Genomic DNA, 18819 nt, shown 5'->3' with positions numbered 1-18819 from the left:
GTGAAGTGTTACTATGTTCTAGTGTGTGTGCCCGACTCGGCACAAAAACAGATGATGAAGACGGCAGGGCATGTCCAAGCCGTTGAATTCTTAAATGCGCAAGATGCAGATCCCTGTACAGTTTAAGAGTCGACGCGGCGATGGCTGTCGTCATTGAGGAATAAAGCAAGACGGGTTTGATATGGCGCTTCTTAAGAAATTGATTTTCTTATGGGAAGCAGCCGGTCGGGCCCTTTCTCGTCTCTCAAAATGAACCACCTGGATCTGTGGCTTCGCCAAGTGTTGTCGGATGTGTCATTATATTTGCTTTTCATACTCATCGGAAGGGGGTGGCAACATGCCAACAATTAACCAACTAGTACGTAAAGGTCGTCAACCGAAAGTCGTTAAATCCAAGTCCCCGGCACTGCAAATAGGCTTCAACGCCTTGAAGCGTGTTGAGACTGAATTGAGCGCACCTCAAAAACGCGGAGTTTGTACCCGTGTAGGAACCATGACGCCTAAGAAACCGAACTCTGCATTGCGTAAATACGCAAGGGTTCGTCTGACTAACCGTGTCGAGGTTACTGCGTACATTCCGGGGATCGGCCACAACTTGCAGGAACACAGCGTTGTTCTTATTCGTGGAGGCCGTGTTAAAGATCTTCCGGGTGTTCGTTACCACATTGTTCGCGGTGCTTTGGATACTTCCGGCGTTAACAACCGGATGCAAGCTCGTTCCAAGTACGGTGCGAAGAGACCAAAAGCTAAGAAATCCTAATACGCTGACAGCCGGTTCGATCGGCTGAAGCTGTTACAACATGAATGAGAAAGGAGGAACTTCGATGCCTCGTAAAGGACCAGTACCGAAACGGGATGTTCTCCCGGATCCGCTGTATAACAGCAAACTTGTTACCCGCCTCGTAAATCGTATTATGATCGATGGTAAGAAAGGCGTTGCCCAGCAGCTTTTGTACAATGCGTTCACCTTGATTCAAGAACGCACCGGCAAAGATGCTATGGAAGTTTTCGAAGCTGCGATCAAGAACATCATGCCGGTTCTTGAAGTTAAAGCTCGCCGTGTCGGTGGTGCTAACTATCAAGTTCCGATTGAAGTTAAGCCTGAACGCCGTACGACCCTAGGTCTGCGCTGGCTCGTGAATTACTCCCGCAACCGCGGCGAGAAAACGATGGACGAGCGTTTGGCTGCGGAAATTATCGATGCTTCTAACAACACAGGAGCAGCGGTTAAGAAACGCGAAGATACGCACAAGATGGCAGAAGCCAATAAAGCATTCGCACACTATCGCTGGTAAGATTCGCTTAAACGAAGGGAGACAAATGCATGCCAAGAGAGTTCTCCTTGCAAAATACGCGTAATATCGGTATCATGGCGCATATTGACGCGGGTAAGACCACGACCACTGAAAGGATTCTGTTCTATACCGGACGCGTTCATAAGATCGGCGAAGTGCATGAAGGCGCCGCTACCATGGACTGGATGGAACAAGAGCAGGAACGCGGAATCACGATCACATCCGCTGCTACAACCGCTCAGTGGAAAGGTCACCGCATCAATATTATCGACACCCCGGGTCACGTTGACTTTACGGTGGAAGTCGAGCGCTCCTTGCGCGTATTGGACGGAGCAGTCGGCGTATTCAGCGCCAAAGAAGGCGTCGAGCCGCAATCCGAGACGGTATGGCGTCAAGCAGACCGTTACGGTGTTCCACGTATCGCTTATGTTAACAAAATGGATATCATCGGCGCGGACTTCCTCAATGTTGTTAAAGACATGAAGCTGCGTTTGGGAGCCAATGCGGTTGCCATCCAGTTGCCGATCGGCGCTGAGAACGACTTCAAAGGTATGATCGACCTTGTAGACCGGGTTGCTTATATGTACAAAGACGATCTCGGTAAAGACCCGGAACAAGCACCTATCCCTGCTGAATTTACGGAGCAAGTTGAAGAACTTCGCGCAGAACTGGTAGAGAAAGTTGCTGAACTGGACGAAGAGCTTATGATGAAGTATCTGGAAGGTGAAGAAATCACCGTTCCTGAACTGAAAAAAGCACTTCGCCAAGGCGTCATAGATGTGAAAATCTTCCCGGTCGTCTGCGGTTCCTCTTATCGCAACAAAGGTGTTCAACCGATGCTGGATGCTGTCGTTGACTACTTGCCGGCTCCTATCGATGTTCCTGCTATCAAAGGAACATTGGAAGACGGTACGGAAACAACGCGCAAATCCGCTGATGATCAACCTTTTGCGGCATTGGCGTTCAAAATCATGACCGACCCGTTCGTCGGTAAATTGACTTTCTTCCGCGTTTACTCCGGCGTATTGAGCTCCGGTTCATATGTTGTGAACGCTACGAAAGGCAAGCGGGAACGGATCGGACGTATTCTCCAAATGCACGCGAACAGCCGTCAAGAAATCAGCGAGGTATATGCCGGAGATATCGCGGCAGCTGTAGGCCTCAAAGACACAACGACAGGCGATACGCTGTGCGACGAGAAGAATCCGGTAGTTCTTGAATCGATGAATTTCCCGGATCCGGTTATCCAGCTTGCGGTTGAGCCTAAAACCAAAGCCGACCAAGACAAAATGGGTATTGCTCTGCAGAAATTGTCCGAGGAAGATCCTACGTTCCGTGCTCATACGGACGAAGAAACCGGACAAACGATCATCGCCGGTATGGGTGAGCTCCATTTGGAGATTCTCGTCGACCGCATGCTTCGTGAGTTCAAGGTTGAAACGAATGTCGGTAAACCGCAGGTTGCTTACCGCGAGACGTTCAAAACTGCAGCCAGGGTCGAAGGCAAGTTCGTTCGTCAATCAGGCGGACGCGGTCAATACGGCCATTGTTGGGTTGAGTTCGAACCGCAGGAACCGGGCACAGGATATGTGTTCGAAAGCAAAGTCGTTGGCGGCGCGATCCCAAGGGAGTTCATTGCTCCTATCGGTGCCGGTATCGAAGAGTCGATGAAGAATGGTGTTATCGCGGGCTTCCCGCTGGTTGACGTTAAAGCCACCGTCGTAGACGGATCGTACCACGACGTCGACTCCTCCGAGATGGCGTTCAAAATCGCCGGCTCCATGGCGCTCAAAGCAGCGAAGGACAAATGTAATCCAGTTCTGCTCGAGCCGATCATGAAAGTCGAAGTTACCGTTCCGGAAGAGTACTTCGGAGACGTAATGGGTATGCTGAGCTCCCGCCGTGGACGCATCGAAGGTACGGATTCGCGCTTTGGCGCACAGATCATCCGTGCTAAGGTGCCTCTTGCCGAGATGTTCGGATATTCTACAACGCTTCGTTCAGGTACACAGGGTCGTGGAGTGTTCTCCATGGAAATTTCCCACTATGAAGAAGTGCCGAAATCGATTTCCGAAGAAATCATTTCGAAAAACAAAGGCGCTTAAGTTTAGAGTCAGCGGAGTGGCTAGGGAGACGCGCTAAGCGATTTCCCGCCCTCCAAACAATATAATCCTTTTACTTATTAAGGAGGAAAAGTATCCATGGCAAAAGCTAAGTTTGAACGTAACAAACCACACGTTAACATCGGTACCATCGGTCACGTTGACCACGGTAAAACAACGTTGACAGCTGCAATCACGACCGTACTTTCCAAAAAATACGGCGGTGCCGCAGTAGCATTCGACCAAATCGACAAAGCTCCTGAAGAGCGCGAGCGTGGAATCACGATTTCCACAGCACACGTTGAGTATGAAACTCCTAACCGTCACTACGCACACGTTGACTGCCCTGGCCACGCCGACTATGTTAAAAACATGATCACCGGCGCAGCGCAAATGGACGGCGCAATCCTCGTTGTATCCGCAGCTGACGGCCCAATGCCGCAAACGCGCGAGCACATCCTGCTCTCCCGCCAAGTAGGCGTACCGTACATCGTAGTATTCTTGAACAAATGCGACATGGTTGAAGACGAAGAATTGCTTGAGCTTGTTGAGATGGAAGTTCGCGACCTTCTGAACGAGTATGAGTTCCCAGGCGATGACACTCCAATCATCCGCGGTTCCGCTCGTGAAGCTCTTCAAAACCCTGACGGCGAATGGGCTAACAAAATCATTGAACTGTTCGAAGCAGTTGACAGCTACATCCCGACTCCTGAGCGCGCAACTGACAAGCCATTCTTGATGCCGGTTGAGGATGTGTTCACGATCACTGGTCGTGGTACCGTTGCTACAGGCCGCGTTGAGCGTGGTATCGTTAAAGTCGGTGACGAGGTTGAAGTCATCGGTCTGGTTGAAGACACTCGCAAAACGGTTGTTACGGGCGTAGAAATGTTCCGTAAATTGCTTGACCAAGCTCAAGCCGGTGACAACGTGGGCGCATTGCTCCGCGGTGTTGATCGTAAAGATATCGAGCGCGGACAAGTTATTGCTAAGCCGGGTTCCGTTAAGCCTCACACGGAATTCACTGCTCAAATCTACGTTCTGACTTCTGCTGAAGGCGGCCGTCATAAGCCTTTCTTCACAGGTTACCGTCCGCAGTTCTACTTCCGGACAACTGACGTAACCGGCATCATCAACCTGCCGGAAGGCACTGAAATGGTTATGCCTGGTGACAACATCACTGTTACCGTTAACCTGATCGCTCCAATCGCTATCGAAGAAGGTACTCGCTTCGCGATCCGCGAAGGCGGCCGTACTGTAGGCGCTGGCGCAGTTGCTTCCATCCAGAAGTAATTGAAGAAATATAACGAAGCTGCCGAGTCGGACTCGGCAGCTTTTATTTTTAATAAGGTTAATAAGAAAAGTATTTCACTGTGACAACGCTGGTTGCCAACCCCCCGACACCGATTGAAGCCAAGGATAGAAAGAATGTTTCCGCTGAGAATAGTACCCCGCCTATTATGACTACGACCGCATCCATGAAGAGAATCAGAATACCGACATTTAACCCCATCTGTCTAGCCAACAATTTTGCCAATAAATCAATGCCGCCTGTGCTTGTATTGTTACGCAGCATAATCCCGAATCCGATACCGATGCATATACCTCCCAGCACCGAGGCTAGGAATGGATGACTCATCATGACCGCTGCATAAGGGCGTCGAGAGTCCAGCAGGTCAACAAAGTAAGACAAAAAAAGCATGCCGTAAAGACTATGGAAGAACAGCGACCGGTCTCTGACCCAGGTATACGCAAAGATCGGAATGCTGCACAAAAACAATACGAAGCCCACTTTGGTATCGAACAAGTAGTTGGCAATCAGCGCTAATCCGATTACCCCGCCGTCAAGCACTTTGTTGGGCATGAGAAAAAAGTTGATTCCGCAAGCAATCAATAAGCTGCCAAAAATGATGGCAAACATTTTACGCAGCGAGAGCAACCCGATCAGTCCCTTCAGCACAGCCTGTCTTATCATATGCTGGAAATTGAAGGGAATGATGGTATGTGAAATATTTATGCCGTTAATGCTTGCGCATGTTATCGTCAAAGGGATCAAGGTACAGCTTGTTCTGGGAATCCACCTGTGCGAGATAGATACGGTCTGTGGATGTGCCCAGCTTTTTCAGCTTCGAATTCAGCCATTCCTCGTTCAAGCCGATCTTAGTCAGAGAATCTGAAAGAATACGTCCGTCCATGATGACGGACATAGCGATCCTCTCCGGTTTTACGGAAAGGCCGATGTCCGAGGCAGTGAGCGGTTGGTGCTCTTTTTTTGAGCAGTACGTTCAGTTCTCCGCTTGTATCCATAATGGCGAATTCAACTTGGGACATATCGAAAACGTTCTTTTTTGCGAAGCAGCTCCAAAAAGCTCATCACTGGTAAGTCGCTCTTTCTTCAGGTTTTTGTCGATGACTTTGCCGTTCTCAACGAGAATAGTTGCTTTTCCGTCGAGCAGATCCCTTGCTCTTTTGCTTTTGAGCTGAAGAAATTCCATACCTAGAGATACAGCAACCCAGACGACCATAGAAAGGAATCCGAGCCACCAGTTCGTATCCGAGTCGAGAGAAACGTAGGCGGCCAAGCTTCCGATCGTTATCCCGGTTATGTACTCGAAAAGCGATAACTGGGACACTTGTCTTTTCCCTAACAGACGAGTCAGCAGAAACAAAACGATCACAGCCATGAAAGTCCGCAATGAAATTTCCAACCAAGTAGGCAACTTGATCCCTCCATTCAACTAAACGGTATTGTTCCCGAAATTTTTTTCTTCATTAATAAGGAGTTATTGAGTAAAAGTGTGCCTGGAGACTGCCTTATTTTACAAGGTGAAATAATGTATAAATATTTGTTGCATTCGTCCATCCAGGTCGCTATAATAGTGAATGTTGGTCTGTGACTGTGCGTTGATGTGAGAGGTTGCCGACACACCCGGCCCCTTTGCCATAGAGTGGTGATCGGGGTGAAAGTCGGGTTATTCTCGCGGAGTATGTCCGATTCCAAAATTGGGCGAATGAAGGAGGGACTTATATGGCTAAGCAAAAAATCCGTATCCGTTTGAAAGCCTACGACCACCGTATCCTGGATACTTCCGCGGAGAAAATCGTAGAAACTGCAAAACGTACCGGTGCAGGTGTATCCGGACCGATTCCGTTGCCGACCGAGAAGCAGATCATTACGATTCTGCGCGCGGTGCACAAGTACAAGGATTCGCGTGAGCAATTCGAAATGCGTACGCACAAGCGTTTGATCGACATCGTCAATCCTACGCCGCAGACGGTAGACGCGCTGATGCGCCTTGACTTGCCGTCCGGCGTTGACATCGAAATCAAACTTTAATTGCAGCAGCACTAAATCAGATCCATCAGGAAAAGAGGTGTCAACATGAAAGGAATCTTGGGACGTAAGCTCGGAATGACTCAAATCTTCGCCGCAGACGGTAGCGTTGTGCCGGTGACGGTTGTTGAAGCAACTCCGAATGTCGTACTGCAGAAGAAAGTTGCGGACAACGACGGTTACGAAGCAGTCCAGCTCGGTTTCGCCGACAAGCGCGAGAAGCTGGCTACCAAACCGGCCATCGGCCATGCCAAAAAAAGCCAACACGGCACCCAAGCGCTTCATTCGCGAAATCAGCGGGGTTAACCTGGCTGAGGTGGAAGTTGGTCAAGAAGTTAAAGTTGATCAGTTCTCCGAGGGCGAATTCGTTGACGTAACGGGTATCTCCAAAGGTAAAGGAACTGCAGGTGCCATCAAGCGCTGGGGTATGTCCCGCGGTCCAATGGCTCACGGTTCGAAGTACCACCGCGGTAACGGTTCGCTCGCGACAATCCGTGATGCTAACCGCGTACCGAAAGGTAAGAAAATGCACGGGCGTATGGGCAGCGAAACGATCACCGTACAGAACCTCGAAGTCGTAAAAATCGACCTTGAGCGCAACGTATTGCTGATCAAAGGCTCCGTACCGGGCGCACGCAATAGCTATCTCAAAATCCGCACATCGGTGAAGAAATAATCTCCACTGTATCAGGAAAGGAGGACCACTCATGCCGAAAGTAGCTGTTTATAATATAGACGGCGGTCAGGTTGGAGAACTTGACTTGGCAGAAGGCGTATTCGGTCTAGAACCGCACGCGCACGTTCTGCACAGTGCTGTTTTGCTTCAGCAAGCTTCGCTTCGCGCCGGAACACACTCTACAAAAGGGCGTTCTGAAGTAAGCGGAGGCGGCCGAAAGCCGTGGAAACAAAAAGGAACCGGACGTGCTCGCCAAGGCAGCATCCGTTCACCGCAATGGAAAGGCGGCGGTATCGTCTTCGGACCTACACCGCGCAGCTACAGCTTCAAATTACCTCGCAAGGTTCGCCGTTTGGCAATTAAGTCGGCGTTGTCCAGCAAGGTCATTTCTAACCAAATCATCGTTCTGGATCAGCTGAGCTTGTCCCAGCCTAAGACGAAGGACATTACAAAGCTTTTGAACAACCTCAAGGTTTCTCGCAAAGCGCTAGTCGTTACTGCGGACTTTGATAACAATGTGGCTCTGTCCGCACGCAACATTCCGGGCGTCAAGTTTGTCGCTGCTGAAGGAATTAACGTGCTTGACGTGATGAATCATGATCAACTGATCATCACGAAGGACGCGGTCGCTAAAGTTGAGGAGGTGTTCGCGTAATGAAGAACCCTCGTGATATTATTAAACGCCCGGTTATTACCGAACGCACTAGCGAATTCATGGAACAACAGAAGTATGTGTTCGAAGTTGATCTGAGATCCAACAAAACGGAAATCAAACAAGCGATCGAACAGATCTTCAAAGTGAAAGTTGTTAGTGTCAACACACTGAGAATGCCTGCCAAGCCGAAACGCTACGGCAAACACAGCGGTTACACTTCCGAATGGAAGAAAGCGATCGTGCAGCTTTCCGCCGACAGCAAACCGCTTGAATATTTCGAAGCTTCCGTTTAACAACAAGTCTCTAAAGTAAGGAGGGAATCTAAGTGCCAGTAAAAAAGTTTAATCCGACAACGCCGAGCCGTCGTCAAATGACGGTATCTACGTTCGAAGAAGTTACGGCAACTGAGCCGGAGAAATCCTTGCTCGCACCGCTGAGCAAACGCGCTGGTCGTAATCATCAAGGTAAAATTACGGTTCGCCATCACGGCGGCGGCCATAAGCGGAAATACCGGATCATCGATTTCAAACGCACGAAGGACGGCATACCCGGACGCGTGGCTACGATTGAATATGATCCTAACCGTACCTCTTATATCGCGCTCATTAACTATGTTGACGGTGAAAAGGCATATATCATCGCTCCTAAAGGCCTGAAAGTCGGCGATGAAATCATGTCCGGCCCTACCGCCGACATTAAAGTGGGTAATGCACTCGCGTTGGAGAACATTCCAGTCGGTACAGTAATCCACAATATTGAGTTAAAGCCTGGCAAAGGCGGCCAATTGGTTCGTTCTGCCGGAACTAGCGCTCAATTGCTCGGTAAAGAAGATGCTTATGTGACCATTCGCTTAGCATCCGGTGAAATCCGCCGCATTCTGAAGCAATGTCGTGCAACGGTCGGTACCGTAGGTAACTCGGATCACGAGCTGTTGAACATCGGTAAAGCCGGTCGTAACCGCTGGTTAGGCAAACGCCCAACCGTCCGCGGTGTCGTCATGAACCCGAACGATCACCCTCACGGTGGTGGTGAAGGCCGCGCTCCGATCGGACGTAAATCTCCGATGTCTCCATGGGGTAAGCCGACACTCGGTTACAAAACCCGCAAGAAGAAAAAAGCATCTGGCAAATATATTGTTCGCAGCCGCAGCAAGTAATCGCCTCGCGGCGTGAACGGCAAACTCTCAAGTAGCGTTGAAGGGAGGAGCATTCCATGGGTCGCAGTTTGAAAAAAGGACCTTTCGTGGATAGCTATCTGCTGAAAAAAGTGGAAGAGCTGTCCGGATCGAATAAGAAGGTCGTCATCAAGACCTGGTCCCGTCGCTCGACGATTTTCCCGCAGTTCGTGGGTCAAACGTTCGCAGTCTACGATGGACGCAAGCACGTGCCGGTTTACGTGTCTGAAGACATGGTCGGCCACAAGCTGGGTGAATTCGCGCCAACGCGCACATTCAAAGGTCATACCGACGACGATAAGAAAACAGGCAAACGATAATACCCTGCGGCCGGTCGTGCGATCATAGAGTGCGCACTGGCGTCACGGGTTGATCGTCACAGCGGCGGTCGATAGAGTGCGCCAATGGCGTCACCGTTGGTCGTAACAAATACGGCGTATGTAACGTACGGGAGGAGGTACACCGATGTCTCAACAAGCGAAAGCTGTTGTGAACAACATTCGCATTCCGGCTCGCAAAGTCCGCCTGGTGGTAGACTTGATCCGCGGCAAAAAAGTGGGCGAAGCGATTGCTATTTTGCGTCATACCCCGCGTTCGGCTTCACCGGTTCTGGAGAAGCTGTTAAACTCTGCGGTGGCCAACGCTGAACACAACTATCAATTGGACGTGAACAAACTGGTTGTTTCTGAGGCTTTCGTAAACGAGGGCCCGACCATGAAACGTTTCCAGCCGCGTTCCCAAGGCCGTGCATTCAGCATTTTCAAGCGATCCAGCCATATTACACTGGTCGTATCCGAAAAATAAGGAGGGACAACGTGTGGGTCAAAAAGTAAACCCCGTCGGTCTTCGCATCGGCATTATCCGTGATTGGGAATCCAAATGGTATGCCGACAAGGACTTCGGCGATCTTCTGATGGAAGACGTCAAAATCCGCGAATTCCTCAAAAATAGCTTAAAGACGCTGCTGTTTCTCACATTGAAATCGAACGTGCGGCTAACCGCGTTAACGTAACGATTCATACCGCCAAGCCGGGTATCGTCATCGGTAAAGGCGGATCCGAAGTAGAAGTACTTCGCGGTCAATTGACCAAGCTGTCGAACGGTAAGAAAGTCCACATCAATATCTCTGAAATCAAGAATCCGGAATTGGACGCTATCCTGGTTGCCGAAAGCATCGCGCAACAATTGGAACGCCGCGTTTCCTTCCGCCGCGCGATGAAACAAGCTATTCAACGTACTCAACGCGCCGGTGCAAAAGGAATCAAAACTTCCGTAAGCGGCCGTCTGGGCGGAGCGGAAATCGCTCGTCAAGAAGGTTACAGCGAAGGCACTGTGCCATTGCACACACTGCGCGCTGATATCGATTATGGAACGGCAGAAGCTCATACCACTTACGGCCGCATCGGCGTAAAAGTATGGATCTACCGTGGCGAAGTCCTTCCAACGAAGAAAAGAGCAGTTGAGGAAGGAGGCAACTAATCATGTTGGTCCCTAAACGCGTAAAACACCGCAAAGTACACCGCGGTAAAATGAAAGGCCGTGCTAAAGGCGGCGCTGAAGTGCACTTCGGTGAATTCGGTTTGCAAGCTTTGGAACCTTCTTGGATTACGAACCGTCAGATCGAAGCGGCTCGTATCGCCATGACTCGTTATATCAAACGGGGCGGTAAGGTGTGGATCAAAATCTTCCCTTCCAAACCTATTACCCAAAAGCCTCTTGAGGTTCGTATGGGTAGCGGTAAAGGTAACGTAGAAGCATGGGTTGCCGTTGTTAAGCCGGGCAAAGTATTGTTCGAACTTGCAGGGGTGCCTGAGGAAGTTGCACGTGAAGCGATGCGTCTTGCAGCTCACAAGCTGCCAATCAAGACGAAATTTGTGAAACGTGAAGAACTGGGTGGTGAAGCAAATGAAGGCCAGTGAGTTTCGTAACCTGACTTCGGCGGAACTCGAACAGAAAATCGCCGGCTTCAAGGATGAGCTGTTCAACCTCCGTTTCCAACTGGCTACCGGCCAGCTGGACAACCCGCATCGCCTCGGCGATCTGCGGAAAGAAATTGCTCGGGCCAAAACGATTTTGCGCGAGCGTGAACTCGGCATCGGCTAATAACCCGAACATTGATTCCGGGAAGGAGGATTACCATGAGCGAACGCAATAACAATCGCAAAGTGCAGATTGGTAAAGTCGTAAGCGACAAGATGGACAAAACGATTGTGGTAGCTGTTGAAACGTACAAAAAGCACAGCCTGTACCACAAACGCATCAGATACACGAAGAAATTCAAGGCGCATGACGAAAACAATGAAGCGCAAATCGGCGACACTGTGAGAATCATGGAGACCCGCCCGCTGTCGAAAGACAAGACGTGGCGCATGGTCGAGATCGTCGAGAAAGCTATAGTGGGTTAATAGACCGCACCTTGTGACTGAAAGGAGGACCTTGCGATGATTCAACCGTTTACGCGTCTGGCTGTTGCCGACAACTCCGGCGCTAAAGAACTGATGTGTATCCGCGTGCTGGGCGGTACAGGACGCCGCGTTGGACATATCGGTGATATGATCGTATGCTCCGTTAAACAAGCAACACCAGGCGGCGTTGTCAAAAAAGGCGATGTTGTCAAATGCGTTATCGTACGTACGAAGCGTTCTGTACGCCGTAAGGACGGTTCCTATATCGCATTCGACGAGAATGCGGCAGTAATCGTTAAAGAAGACAAGAGCCCGCGCGGTACCCGGATCTTCGGACCGGTCGCTCGTGAGCTTCGCGAACGCGACTTTATGAAAATCATTTCCCTGGCACCGGAAGTTATCTAACCCGGTTTCGGACTGAAGAAACACGGTAGGAGGTGTACCCATGCCCCGTTTGAAAAAAGTGCTTGAATCGCACAACAATAAGCTGCACGTGAAGAAAGACGATAACGTCATCGTCATCACGGGCAAAGACAAAGGGAAAAAAGGCCGGATTATCGCTGCTTATCCCCGCGAGAATCGTGTGTTGGTCGAAGGCGTCAACATGGTGAAACGCCATACCCGCCCTAACCCGGCAAACCCGCAAGGCGGTATCATCGAGCGCGAAGCGCCGATTCACGTGTCCAACGTGATGCATATCGACCCTAAAAGCGGCAAGCCGACTCGCGTCGGCAACAAAGTGCTTGATAACGGTACGAAAGTCCGGATCGCTAAGCGTTCCGGCCAAGAGATCGACTAAACGCAGTAAGGACGGAAAGGAGGTCAATGTGACTCATGGCAGCAAGAATGAAGGAACGTTTCCAGAGCGAAGTAACACCGGCTCTGATGCAGAAGTTCAACTATAAATCAGTCATGCAGGTGCCGAAAATCGAGAAAATCGTTATTAACATGGGTGTCGGCGAAGCGGTCTCTAACTCCAAAGTTATGGACAATGCTGTAGAAGACATGCAGAAGATTTCAGGTCAAAAGCCTGTCATCACCCGCTCGAAAAAAGCGATTGCGGGCTTCCGCTTGCGTGAGAATGTGCCGATCGGTGTGAAAGTAACGCTGCGCGGCGAACGTATGTATTACTTCCTTGACAAATTGTTCAACATCTCATTGCCTCGCGTTCGTGACTTCCGCGGCGTATCGACCAAATCGTTCGATGGACGCGGTAACTACACGCTCGGCTTGAAAGAACAATTGATCTTCCCAGAGATCGAATACGATAAGATTGATAAAGTACGCGGGATGGACATCGTCATCGTGACGACTGCGAAATCGGATGAAGAAGCGCGTGAGCTGCTCACCCAATTGGGTATGCCGTTTGCGAAGTGACGCCCACCCGGCCAATTAGCAAAAGGTACCCAATGGAGGTGTGAAAGCAAGTGGCAAAAACATCGATGAAAATCAAGCAGCAACGTGCGCCGAAGTTTAAAGTCCAGGCTTACACGCGCTGCGAACGCTGCGGTCGTCCGCATTCCGTTTTGCAAAAGTTCAAGATTTGCCGGATTTGTTTCCGTGAGTTGGCACACAAAGGCCAGATTCCTGGCGTTAAAAAAGCGAGCTGGTAATCAGCCTAGTTCGGGAAGGAGGTTTACCCCATGGTTATGTCTGATCCTATTGCAGATATGCTGACGCGCATTCGCAACGCGAACCTCGTGCGTCATGAATCGGTGGAACTGCCTGCGTCTACGGTTAAGAAGCAAATTGCTGAAATCCTGAAACGCGAAGCTTTATCCGTGACGCCGAATACGTTGAAGATACAAAGCAAGGGATGATCCGTATTTTCTTGAAATACGGACCGAACAACGAGCGTGTAATTACTGGGCTTAAGCGTATTAGCAAACCCGGTCTGCGCGTTTATACAAAATCTAACGAAGTACCACGCGTGCTGGGTGGCCTCGGTATTGCGATTATTTCCACATCCAAAGGTATTGTTACTGACAAGGAAGCTCGTCAAGGCAAAGCCGGCGGCGAAGTACTCTGCTACATTTGGTAATTTAACTGTCACACGATTGGAGGTGTACCCATGTCCCGTATTGGACGCAAACCCATCCAGGTGCCTAATGGCGTGAACGTGAATCTGGACAGCAACGTCATCACGGTAAAAGGCCCGAAAGGAACTTTGTCCCGCACGTTGCACAAAGATATGAAAGTTTCCTACGAAGCCGATGTAATTACTGTTGATCGTCCTTCCGAGAACAAACTTCACCGCTCGCTGCACGGAACGACTCGCAGTGTAGTGGCCAATATGGTTAGCGGCGTAACCGACGGTTACGTGAAAAACCTTGAGTTGGTTGGTGTAGGTTACCGTGCCAGCAAATCCGGCGAAAAGCTGGTTTTGAACGTCGGTTACTCCCACCCGGTTGAAATCGTTCCGGAATCCGGAATCGAATTCGAAGTGCCGGCTCAGAACAAAATCATTGTTAAAGGCATCGACAAAGAACTTGTCGGCGCTACTGCAGCAAAAATTCGCTCCGTCCGCGAGCCTGAGCCTTACAAAGGCAAAGGAATCAAGTACGAGAACGAACGCATCCTCCGCAAAGAGGGTAAAGCCGGTAAGAAGAAATAATTTAGGTAGTTGCGGGTGGTTAAGAGCTGCCTAGATGCAACACCGAGAAGGGAGTACTTTTCGGATGATTACCAAAAGCGATAAAAACAAAGCCCGACTGAAGCGCCACCTGCGTGTGCGCAAGAAAATCAGCGGCACAAACGAACGTCCCCGCCTCTCCGTGTTCCGTTCTTCGAAGCATATTTACGCACAGCTGATCGATGACGTTAAAGGCGAGACGCTTGCTGCGGCATCTACAGTCGATAAGGAACTGGCCGAGCTCGGCAACGGCGGAAGCGTAGAATCCGCTCGTAAAGTTGGCGAACTGATCGCTAAACGCGCGAAGGAAAAAGGTTATGAGAACGTCGTGTTCGATCGCGGCGGCTACCTGTATCATGGACGTATCCAAGCGCTGGCAGACGCAGCACGCGAAGCCGGCTTACAGTTTTAATTCATTTTTGACACAAGGAGGTAAACGACTTGCGTGTAGATCCGAATACGTTGGAACTAACCGAAAAAATGGTTCAAATCAATCGTGTCTCCAAAGTCGTCAAAGGCGGACGTCGCTTTAGCTTCAGCGCACTCGTCGTTGTCGGAGACGGCAAAGGCTGGGTTGGCGCTGGAATCGGCAAAGCTTCCGAAGTTCCTGACGCAATCCGTAAAGGCGTCGATGACGCTAAGAAAAATCTCATTTTTGTTCCGCTGGTTCGCACGACCATTCCGCACGCCGTTACGGGAAGATTCGGCGCCGGCAAAGTGTTGCTGAAACCTGCATCGGAAGGTACGGGAGTTATCGCGGGCGGTCCTGTCCGTGCCGTGCTCGAACTGGCCGGAGTCGGCGATATTTTGACGAAATCGCTGGGTTCCTCCAACTCCATTAACATGGTTAATGCGACCTTGGAAGGCTTATCCCGCCTCAAACGCGCCGAAGACGTAGCGAAGCTGCGGGGCAAAACCGTAGCAGAGCTGTTCAGGTAAGGAGGAGAAACAAATGGCACAACTCCAAATCACTCTCGTTCGCAGTTTGATCGGCCGTCCGGAGAAACAACGCCAGACCGTGCAAACTCTTGGTTTGCGCAAGCTGCATCAAACTGTCGTTAAAGAAGACAACGTGGCTACTCGCGGCATGATCAACCATGTCAGCCATCTGGTCGAAGTAAAAGAAATCTAAAGCTTATCTCATCTTATGGCGTTGAAGAAGCGCATCAGTATGAGCAGCATAACTCTCAAGGAGGTGCGACGTACGATGAAATTGCATGAGCTCACTCCGAACGAAGGCTCGAAGTTCACCCGTAAGCGGGTTGGGCGCGGCGCCGGCAGCGGCACAGGCAAAACGTCAGGTCGCGGTCATAAAGGGCAAAACGCCCGTTCCGGCGGCGGTGTTCGTCCCGGATTCGAGGGTGGTCAAAACCCGCTGTACCGTCGAGTACCAAAACGCGGATTTAACAACGATCGTTTTGCAACTGTCTTCGCCATCGTCAATCTAGACCAGCTGTCCCGCTTTGCTGACGACACAGAAGTGACGCCTGAATTGCTTCTTTCCGAAGGCATTCTGAAGAATCCGAAAGATGGAATCAAAATTCTGGGCAATGGCGAACTGAACGTGAAGCTGACTGTTCGGGCTCACAAGTTCTCGCAGTCTGCAGTGGAAAAAATCCAAGCAGCCGGCGGTAAAACCGAGGTGATCTAATGTTCGCGACCGTGTCAAACATTTGGAAAGTACAGGATCTGCGCAACAGGATTCTATTCACCCTTTTCATCCTGTTTATTTACCGCATCGGTTCCTTTATACCGGTTCCGAACATTAACAAAGACGTACTTGATACGGTTAACCAACAGGGCGGAGATCTGTTCGGCCTGCTGAACACGTTCTCCGGCGGCGCCTTGTTCAACTTCTCCATCTTTGCACTCGGTATCACGCCGTACATTACGGCGTCGATCATCGTCCAGCTGCTGTCGATGGACGTCATTCCGAAATTCTCGGAATGGCAGAAGGAAGGCGAGAACGGCAAGCGCAAGCTGGCGCAAATCACCCGTTACGGGACGATCGTCCTTGGGCTTATCCAAGCATTTGCTACGGCAATCGGATTTAACCGGATGTTCACCTATCAGATGGTTATCGCACCAAGTACGGCAACTTACCTTATGATTGCAATCGTGCTTACGGCCGGCACCGCGTTTCTGATGTGGCTTGGTGAACAGATCAACGAGAAGGGTATCGGTAACGGTATCTCGATCCTGATCTTCGCTGCAATCGTAGCGGCTATTCCGCGCCATGTTCGTGATGTCTATGCTTCCGAATTCGTGAACGCAGATCAGGTCTTCCTTAACATCGTGAAGGTTGTAATCATTCTGCTCGTGATCCTAGTGATTATCGCCGGGGTTATCTTTATTCAGCAGGGTGTGCGCAAAATTCCAGTGCAATATGCCAAACGCGTAGTCGGACAAAAGATGTACGGCGGTCAATCCACCCACATTCCTCTTAAAGTGAATGGGGCGGGCGTCATCCCGGTCATCTTCGCGATTTCGCTACTCATGTTCCCGATTACGCTCGCTCAGTTCTGGACCGGCCGTGGTTGGGCGGACTGGATCATCAATAACTTGAATTATGATCAGCCGCTTGGCATGGTGCTTTACATTTTGCTGATCATCGGGTTTACTTTCTTCTATACTTTCGTTCAATTCAACCCGCAGCAGCTTGCGGATAACATGAAGAAGAACGGCGGATACATTCCGGGAATTCGTCCCGGTAAACCGACATCCGGCTATCTGATGCGTGTTATCACACGCATTACGCTTGCGGGAGCGGTCTTCCTGGCATTGATTTCGGTGCTTCCTGTATTCTTCGGAGCCATTGCGGGCTTGCCGCGTTCCGTACAATTGGGCGGTACTTCGCTTCTGATCGTTATCGGTGTTGCACTCGAGACGATGAAGCAAATCGAGAGCCAGCTGATCAAACGCCACTACAAAGGGTTTATCAACAACAAGTAACAAAAAGAAACGGACTGTACCTCGCGAATCTGTGATCACCGATCATGGCGGCGGGGATTCGGTTCACGCTTAGGAGGAAGGCAATGAACATCTTGTTTATGGGGCCTCCTGGCGCCGGTAAAGGCACGCAGGCAGAACGGATTGTCGAACAATTCGGTATCCCGCATATCTCCACCGGTGACGCATTTCGTTTGGCCATGAAGCAAGGCACTCCGCTGGGACAGAAGGCGAAGGAGTACGTTGACCAGGGACTTCTCGTTCCGGATGAAGTGACCAACGGCATTGTGCGTGATCGTCTGGCAGCGCCAGATTGCGCCGAGGGCTTTCTATTGGACGGGTTTCCCCGGACAATCGCGCAAGCCGAAGCGCTTGACGGAATGCTGGCCGACATGGGCCGCAAGATCGATCATGTCATTAACCTCAAGGTTGACCGCAGCTTGCTGCTGGCCCGCCTGACAGGCCGTCGGATCTGCAAATCTTGCGGAGCCACGTATCATGTTATATTTAATCCGCCTAAGCAGGAAGGTATCTGCGACAAATGCGGCGGAGAGCTCTATCAGCGCTCCGATGATACGGAAGAGAAAGTGGGAACCCGTCTCGACGAGTACACAAGCAAAACGGCGCCGCTGTTAACTTATTACGGCGACAAAGGATTGCTTCGCGAATTGGACGGGGAGAAGGATATCGATGCGGTTACGGCCGAGATCGCTGCCCTTCTCAGAAGGTAATCGACTATGATCGTATGCAAGTCCGAATCCGAACTAAAGTTGATGCGTGAGGCGGGCCGGATCGTTGCTGAAACTCATCGTCTGATGAAGCAGGCTGTCGAGCCCGGCATTACGACCGCCGAATTGGACCGGATTGCCGATAAGTATATTCGGAGCCAAGGCGCTTACCCCTCTTTCAAAGGTTATAACGGTTTTCCGGCCAGTATATGTGCTTCCACCAACGAGGAACTCGTTCACGGCTTCCCCGGACCGAGAAAGCTCATAGAAGGCGACATCATCAGCATCGATATAGGCGCTCAGTACCAAGGCTATCACGGCGATTCCGCATGGACATACGGCGTGGGCGACATTTCCGAACAAGCGCAGCGGCTTTTGGAAGTAACGGAAGCGTCGCTGTATGCGGGACTGGAACTGGTTCGGCCGGATGTAAGGCTGTTTACAGTATCTCATGGGATTCAAAAGGTTATCGAAGAGGCGGGTTTCTCGGTTGTAAGGGAATATGTCGGACACGGAGTCGGCGCAGAACTTCACGAGGAACCGCAAATTCCGAATTATGGCCTCCCCGACCGCGGACCGCGGCTGAAACCGGGTATGACACTCGCGATCGAGCCGATGGTCATCGTGGGAGAACGCTATGTGAAGACCCTCTCCGACAACTGGACGGTTGTGACAGTGGACGGATCGCTGTGCGCGCATTTCGAGCATACGATTGCCGTAACCGAAGACGGGTACGAAATATTAACCCGTGCATGAAGCTAGGTGAGTGCTATGACGGTAAACGTGAACTTGGAACCCGGTGATATCGTGAGAAGCCGGCGTGGAAGAGACGAAGGGCAGCTGGCCGGGTAGTCATCTCCCCTCGGTTGGAT

Annotated in this window: 26 protein-coding genes and 5 pseudogenes; 28 read left to right on the top strand and 3 right to left on the bottom strand. The window is 50.7% G+C overall.

Annotated elements, in window-relative coordinates; translation table 11 throughout:
* Positions 1 to 337: 337 nt before the first annotated feature.
* The 4 genes from rpsL (at position 338) to tuf (ending at position 4687) form a co-directional block, all read left to right on the top strand.
* Positions 338 to 760: a 30S ribosomal protein S12 gene (rpsL, locus tag SD71_RS19380; protein ID WP_041066952.1), complete on the top strand. Its 423-nt coding sequence runs from the start codon at positions 338 to 340 to the stop codon at positions 758 to 760.
* Between the two features lie 64 nt (positions 761 to 824).
* Complete coding sequence (rpsG, locus tag SD71_RS19375) at positions 825 to 1295, top strand: 30S ribosomal protein S7 (protein WP_041066949.1); 471 nt, start codon at positions 825 to 827, stop codon at positions 1293 to 1295.
* A gap of 29 nt (positions 1296 to 1324) precedes the next feature.
* Positions 1325 to 3400, top strand: coding sequence for an elongation factor G (fusA, locus tag SD71_RS19370; protein WP_041066946.1), 2076 nt, complete (start codon positions 1325 to 1327; stop codon positions 3398 to 3400).
* 96 nt (positions 3401 to 3496) lie between these two features.
* A complete protein-coding gene (tuf, locus tag SD71_RS19365) occupies positions 3497 to 4687 on the top strand; it encodes an elongation factor Tu (protein ID WP_041066943.1) in 1191 nt (396 codons plus the stop codon).
* A 58-nt stretch (positions 4688 to 4745) separates the two neighbouring features.
* Here the strand turns inward: tuf and SD71_RS19360 are convergent, their stop codons facing one another.
* The 3 genes and pseudogenes from SD71_RS19360 to SD71_RS26075 form a co-directional block, all read right to left on the bottom strand.
* Positions 4746 to 5354 carry a YitT family protein gene (locus SD71_RS19360; protein ID WP_326998795.1) on the bottom strand — a complete coding sequence of 203 codons (609 nt, stop codon included), beginning with the start codon at positions 5352 to 5354 and terminating at the stop codon, positions 4746 to 4748.
* Between the two features lie 61 nt (positions 5355 to 5415).
* Positions 5416 to 5664 (bottom strand): annotated as a pseudogene (locus SD71_RS26080) (YetF domain-containing protein); the annotation flags it as partial.
* A gap of 93 nt (positions 5665 to 5757) precedes the next feature.
* A pseudogene (locus tag SD71_RS26075) lies at positions 5758 to 6090 on the bottom strand (DUF421 domain-containing protein); the annotation flags it as partial.
* A 332-nt stretch (positions 6091 to 6422) separates the two neighbouring features.
* Between SD71_RS26075 and rpsJ the strand changes: the two are divergent.
* The 24 genes and pseudogenes from rpsJ (at position 6423) to map (ending at position 18703) form a co-directional block, all read left to right on the top strand.
* Positions 6423 to 6731 carry a 30S ribosomal protein S10 gene (gene rpsJ, locus SD71_RS19350; protein ID WP_041066940.1) on the top strand — a complete coding sequence of 103 codons (309 nt, stop codon included), beginning with the start codon at positions 6423 to 6425 and terminating at the stop codon, positions 6729 to 6731.
* 45 nt (positions 6732 to 6776) lie between these two features.
* Positions 6777 to 7404: pseudogene (gene rplC / locus SD71_RS19345) on the top strand (50S ribosomal protein L3).
* A 31-nt stretch (positions 7405 to 7435) separates the two neighbouring features.
* A complete protein-coding gene (gene rplD / locus SD71_RS19340; RefSeq protein ID WP_041066934.1) occupies positions 7436 to 8059 on the top strand; it encodes a 50S ribosomal protein L4 in 624 nt (207 codons plus the stop codon).
* The gene (rplW, locus tag SD71_RS19335) at positions 8059 to 8352 is read left to right on the top strand and encodes a 50S ribosomal protein L23 (RefSeq protein ID WP_041066930.1); all 294 of its coding nucleotides are present in this window, start codon (positions 8059 to 8061) and stop codon (positions 8350 to 8352) included. Before rplD ends, rplW begins: the two co-directional genes overlap by 1 nt.
* A gap of 32 nt (positions 8353 to 8384) precedes the next feature.
* The gene (gene rplB / locus SD71_RS19330; protein WP_041066927.1) at positions 8385 to 9215 is read left to right on the top strand and encodes a 50S ribosomal protein L2; all 831 of its coding nucleotides are present in this window, start codon (positions 8385 to 8387) and stop codon (positions 9213 to 9215) included.
* Positions 9216 to 9271: 56 nt separating this feature from the next.
* Positions 9272 to 9553 (top strand): 30S ribosomal protein S19, encoded by a 282-nt coding sequence (gene rpsS / locus SD71_RS19325; protein ID WP_041066925.1) that lies wholly within the window; start codon positions 9272 to 9274, stop codon positions 9551 to 9553.
* Positions 9554 to 9698: 145 nt separating this feature from the next.
* Positions 9699 to 10037 carry a 50S ribosomal protein L22 gene (rplV, locus tag SD71_RS19320; RefSeq protein ID WP_041066923.1) on the top strand — a complete coding sequence of 113 codons (339 nt, stop codon included), beginning with the start codon at positions 9699 to 9701 and terminating at the stop codon, positions 10035 to 10037.
* 13 nt (positions 10038 to 10050) lie between these two features.
* Positions 10051 to 10712 (top strand): annotated as a pseudogene (gene rpsC / locus SD71_RS19315) (30S ribosomal protein S3).
* A 2-nt stretch (positions 10713 to 10714) separates the two neighbouring features.
* Positions 10715 to 11152, top strand: coding sequence for a 50S ribosomal protein L16 (gene rplP, locus SD71_RS19310; RefSeq protein WP_041066919.1), 438 nt, complete (start codon positions 10715 to 10717; stop codon positions 11150 to 11152).
* A complete protein-coding gene (gene rpmC, locus SD71_RS19305) occupies positions 11139 to 11336 on the top strand; it encodes a 50S ribosomal protein L29 (RefSeq protein ID WP_041066918.1) in 198 nt (65 codons plus the stop codon). Before rplP ends, rpmC begins: the two co-directional genes overlap by 14 nt.
* 35 nt (positions 11337 to 11371) lie before the next feature.
* Complete coding sequence (rpsQ, locus tag SD71_RS19300; RefSeq protein WP_041066916.1) at positions 11372 to 11638, top strand: 30S ribosomal protein S17; 267 nt, start codon at positions 11372 to 11374, stop codon at positions 11636 to 11638.
* Positions 11639 to 11674: 36 nt separating this feature from the next.
* Positions 11675 to 12043, top strand: a complete 369-nt coding sequence (rplN, locus tag SD71_RS19295; RefSeq protein WP_041066914.1) for a 50S ribosomal protein L14 — start codon at positions 11675 to 11677, stop codon at positions 12041 to 12043.
* A 40-nt stretch (positions 12044 to 12083) separates the two neighbouring features.
* Entirely contained in the window at positions 12084 to 12437 is a 354-nt protein-coding gene (gene rplX / locus SD71_RS19290) for a 50S ribosomal protein L24 (RefSeq protein ID WP_082034365.1), read from the top strand.
* A 35-nt stretch (positions 12438 to 12472) separates the two neighbouring features.
* Positions 12473 to 13015 carry a 50S ribosomal protein L5 gene (gene rplE / locus SD71_RS19285; protein ID WP_041066912.1) on the top strand — a complete coding sequence of 181 codons (543 nt, stop codon included), beginning with the start codon at positions 12473 to 12475 and terminating at the stop codon, positions 13013 to 13015.
* Positions 13016 to 13065: 50 nt separating this feature from the next.
* Positions 13066 to 13251, top strand: a complete 186-nt coding sequence (locus SD71_RS19280) for a type Z 30S ribosomal protein S14 (RefSeq protein ID WP_041066910.1) — start codon at positions 13066 to 13068, stop codon at positions 13249 to 13251.
* Between the two features lie 30 nt (positions 13252 to 13281).
* Positions 13282 to 13679: pseudogene (gene rpsH, locus SD71_RS19275) on the top strand (30S ribosomal protein S8).
* 30 nt (positions 13680 to 13709) lie between these two features.
* Positions 13710 to 14252, top strand: coding sequence for a 50S ribosomal protein L6 (rplF, locus tag SD71_RS19270; protein ID WP_041066906.1), 543 nt, complete (start codon positions 13710 to 13712; stop codon positions 14250 to 14252).
* Between the two features lie 64 nt (positions 14253 to 14316).
* The gene (gene rplR, locus SD71_RS19265) at positions 14317 to 14682 is read left to right on the top strand and encodes a 50S ribosomal protein L18 (RefSeq protein ID WP_041066903.1); all 366 of its coding nucleotides are present in this window, start codon (positions 14317 to 14319) and stop codon (positions 14680 to 14682) included.
* Positions 14683 to 14711: 29 nt separating this feature from the next.
* Entirely contained in the window at positions 14712 to 15209 is a 498-nt protein-coding gene (gene rpsE, locus SD71_RS19260) for a 30S ribosomal protein S5 (RefSeq protein WP_041066901.1), read from the top strand.
* 13 nt (positions 15210 to 15222) lie between these two features.
* On the top strand, positions 15223 to 15402 hold the full coding sequence (rpmD, locus tag SD71_RS19255) for a 50S ribosomal protein L30 (RefSeq protein WP_041066899.1): 180 nt from the start codon (positions 15223 to 15225) through the stop codon (positions 15400 to 15402).
* Between the two features lie 75 nt (positions 15403 to 15477).
* Positions 15478 to 15921: a 50S ribosomal protein L15 gene (gene rplO, locus SD71_RS19250; protein WP_041066897.1), complete on the top strand. Its 444-nt coding sequence runs from the start codon at positions 15478 to 15480 to the stop codon at positions 15919 to 15921.
* Positions 15921 to 17222, top strand: coding sequence for a preprotein translocase subunit SecY (gene secY / locus SD71_RS19245; protein WP_041066895.1), 1302 nt, complete (start codon positions 15921 to 15923; stop codon positions 17220 to 17222). The genes rplO and secY overlap by 1 nt, the downstream gene beginning before the upstream one ends.
* Positions 17223 to 17305: 83 nt before the next feature.
* Positions 17306 to 17950 (top strand): adenylate kinase, encoded by a 645-nt coding sequence (locus SD71_RS19240; protein WP_041066892.1) that lies wholly within the window; start codon positions 17306 to 17308, stop codon positions 17948 to 17950.
* A gap of 6 nt (positions 17951 to 17956) precedes the next feature.
* Positions 17957 to 18703, top strand: coding sequence for a type I methionyl aminopeptidase (gene map / locus SD71_RS19235; protein WP_041066889.1), 747 nt, complete (start codon positions 17957 to 17959; stop codon positions 18701 to 18703).
* Positions 18704 to 18819 lie beyond the last annotated feature (116 nt).

It is taken from the genome of Cohnella kolymensis, from assembly GCF_000829465.1.
In the GTDB taxonomy this organism is placed as follows: Bacteria; Bacillota; Bacilli; order Paenibacillales; family Paenibacillaceae; genus Cohnella; species Cohnella kolymensis.
The sequence above is the reverse complement of the archived record's forward strand: the minus strand, read 5'-3'. Positions and strand labels throughout refer to the sequence as shown.

What these genes read in the sequence shown, in the direction of transcription:
- rpsL (WP_041066952.1), top strand. Translation starts at nt 338, where the DNA reads ATGCCAACAATTAACCAACTAGTACGTAAAGGTCGTCAACCGAAAGTC.
- rpsG (WP_041066949.1), top strand. Translation starts at nt 825, where the DNA reads ATGCCTCGTAAAGGACCAGTACCGAAACGGGATGTTCTCCCGGATCCG.
- fusA (WP_041066946.1), top strand. Translation starts at nt 1,325, where the DNA reads ATGCCAAGAGAGTTCTCCTTGCAAAATACGCGTAATATCGGTATCATG.
- tuf (WP_041066943.1), top strand. Translation starts at nt 3,497, where the DNA reads ATGGCAAAAGCTAAGTTTGAACGTAACAAACCACACGTTAACATCGGT.
- rpsJ (WP_041066940.1), top strand. Translation starts at nt 6,423, where the DNA reads ATGGCTAAGCAAAAAATCCGTATCCGTTTGAAAGCCTACGACCACCGT.
- rplD (WP_041066934.1), top strand. Translation starts at nt 7,436, where the DNA reads ATGCCGAAAGTAGCTGTTTATAATATAGACGGCGGTCAGGTTGGAGAA.
- rplW (WP_041066930.1), top strand. Translation starts at nt 8,059, where the DNA reads ATGAAGAACCCTCGTGATATTATTAAACGCCCGGTTATTACCGAACGC.
- rpsS (WP_041066925.1), top strand. Translation starts at nt 9,272, where the DNA reads ATGGGTCGCAGTTTGAAAAAAGGACCTTTCGTGGATAGCTATCTGCTG.
- rplV (WP_041066923.1), top strand. Translation starts at nt 9,699, where the DNA reads ATGTCTCAACAAGCGAAAGCTGTTGTGAACAACATTCGCATTCCGGCT.
- rplP (WP_041066919.1), top strand. Translation starts at nt 10,715, where the DNA reads ATGTTGGTCCCTAAACGCGTAAAACACCGCAAAGTACACCGCGGTAAA.
- rpmC (WP_041066918.1), top strand. Translation starts at nt 11,139, where the DNA reads ATGAAGGCCAGTGAGTTTCGTAACCTGACTTCGGCGGAACTCGAACAG.
- rpsQ (WP_041066916.1), top strand. Translation starts at nt 11,372, where the DNA reads ATGAGCGAACGCAATAACAATCGCAAAGTGCAGATTGGTAAAGTCGTA.
- rplN (WP_041066914.1), top strand. Translation starts at nt 11,675, where the DNA reads ATGATTCAACCGTTTACGCGTCTGGCTGTTGCCGACAACTCCGGCGCT.
- rplX (WP_082034365.1), top strand. Translation starts at nt 12,084, where the DNA reads ATGCCCCGTTTGAAAAAAGTGCTTGAATCGCACAACAATAAGCTGCAC.
- rplE (WP_041066912.1), top strand. Translation starts at nt 12,473, where the DNA reads ATGGCAGCAAGAATGAAGGAACGTTTCCAGAGCGAAGTAACACCGGCT.
- rplF (WP_041066906.1), top strand. Translation starts at nt 13,710, where the DNA reads ATGTCCCGTATTGGACGCAAACCCATCCAGGTGCCTAATGGCGTGAAC.
- rplR (WP_041066903.1), top strand. Translation starts at nt 14,317, where the DNA reads ATGATTACCAAAAGCGATAAAAACAAAGCCCGACTGAAGCGCCACCTG.
- rpmD (WP_041066899.1), top strand. Translation starts at nt 15,223, where the DNA reads ATGGCACAACTCCAAATCACTCTCGTTCGCAGTTTGATCGGCCGTCCG.
- rplO (WP_041066897.1), top strand. Translation starts at nt 15,478, where the DNA reads ATGAAATTGCATGAGCTCACTCCGAACGAAGGCTCGAAGTTCACCCGT.
- secY (WP_041066895.1), top strand. Translation starts at nt 15,921, where the DNA reads ATGTTCGCGACCGTGTCAAACATTTGGAAAGTACAGGATCTGCGCAAC.
- SD71_RS19240 (WP_041066892.1), top strand. Translation starts at nt 17,306, where the DNA reads ATGAACATCTTGTTTATGGGGCCTCCTGGCGCCGGTAAAGGCACGCAG.
- map (WP_041066889.1), top strand. Translation starts at nt 17,957, where the DNA reads ATGATCGTATGCAAGTCCGAATCCGAACTAAAGTTGATGCGTGAGGCG.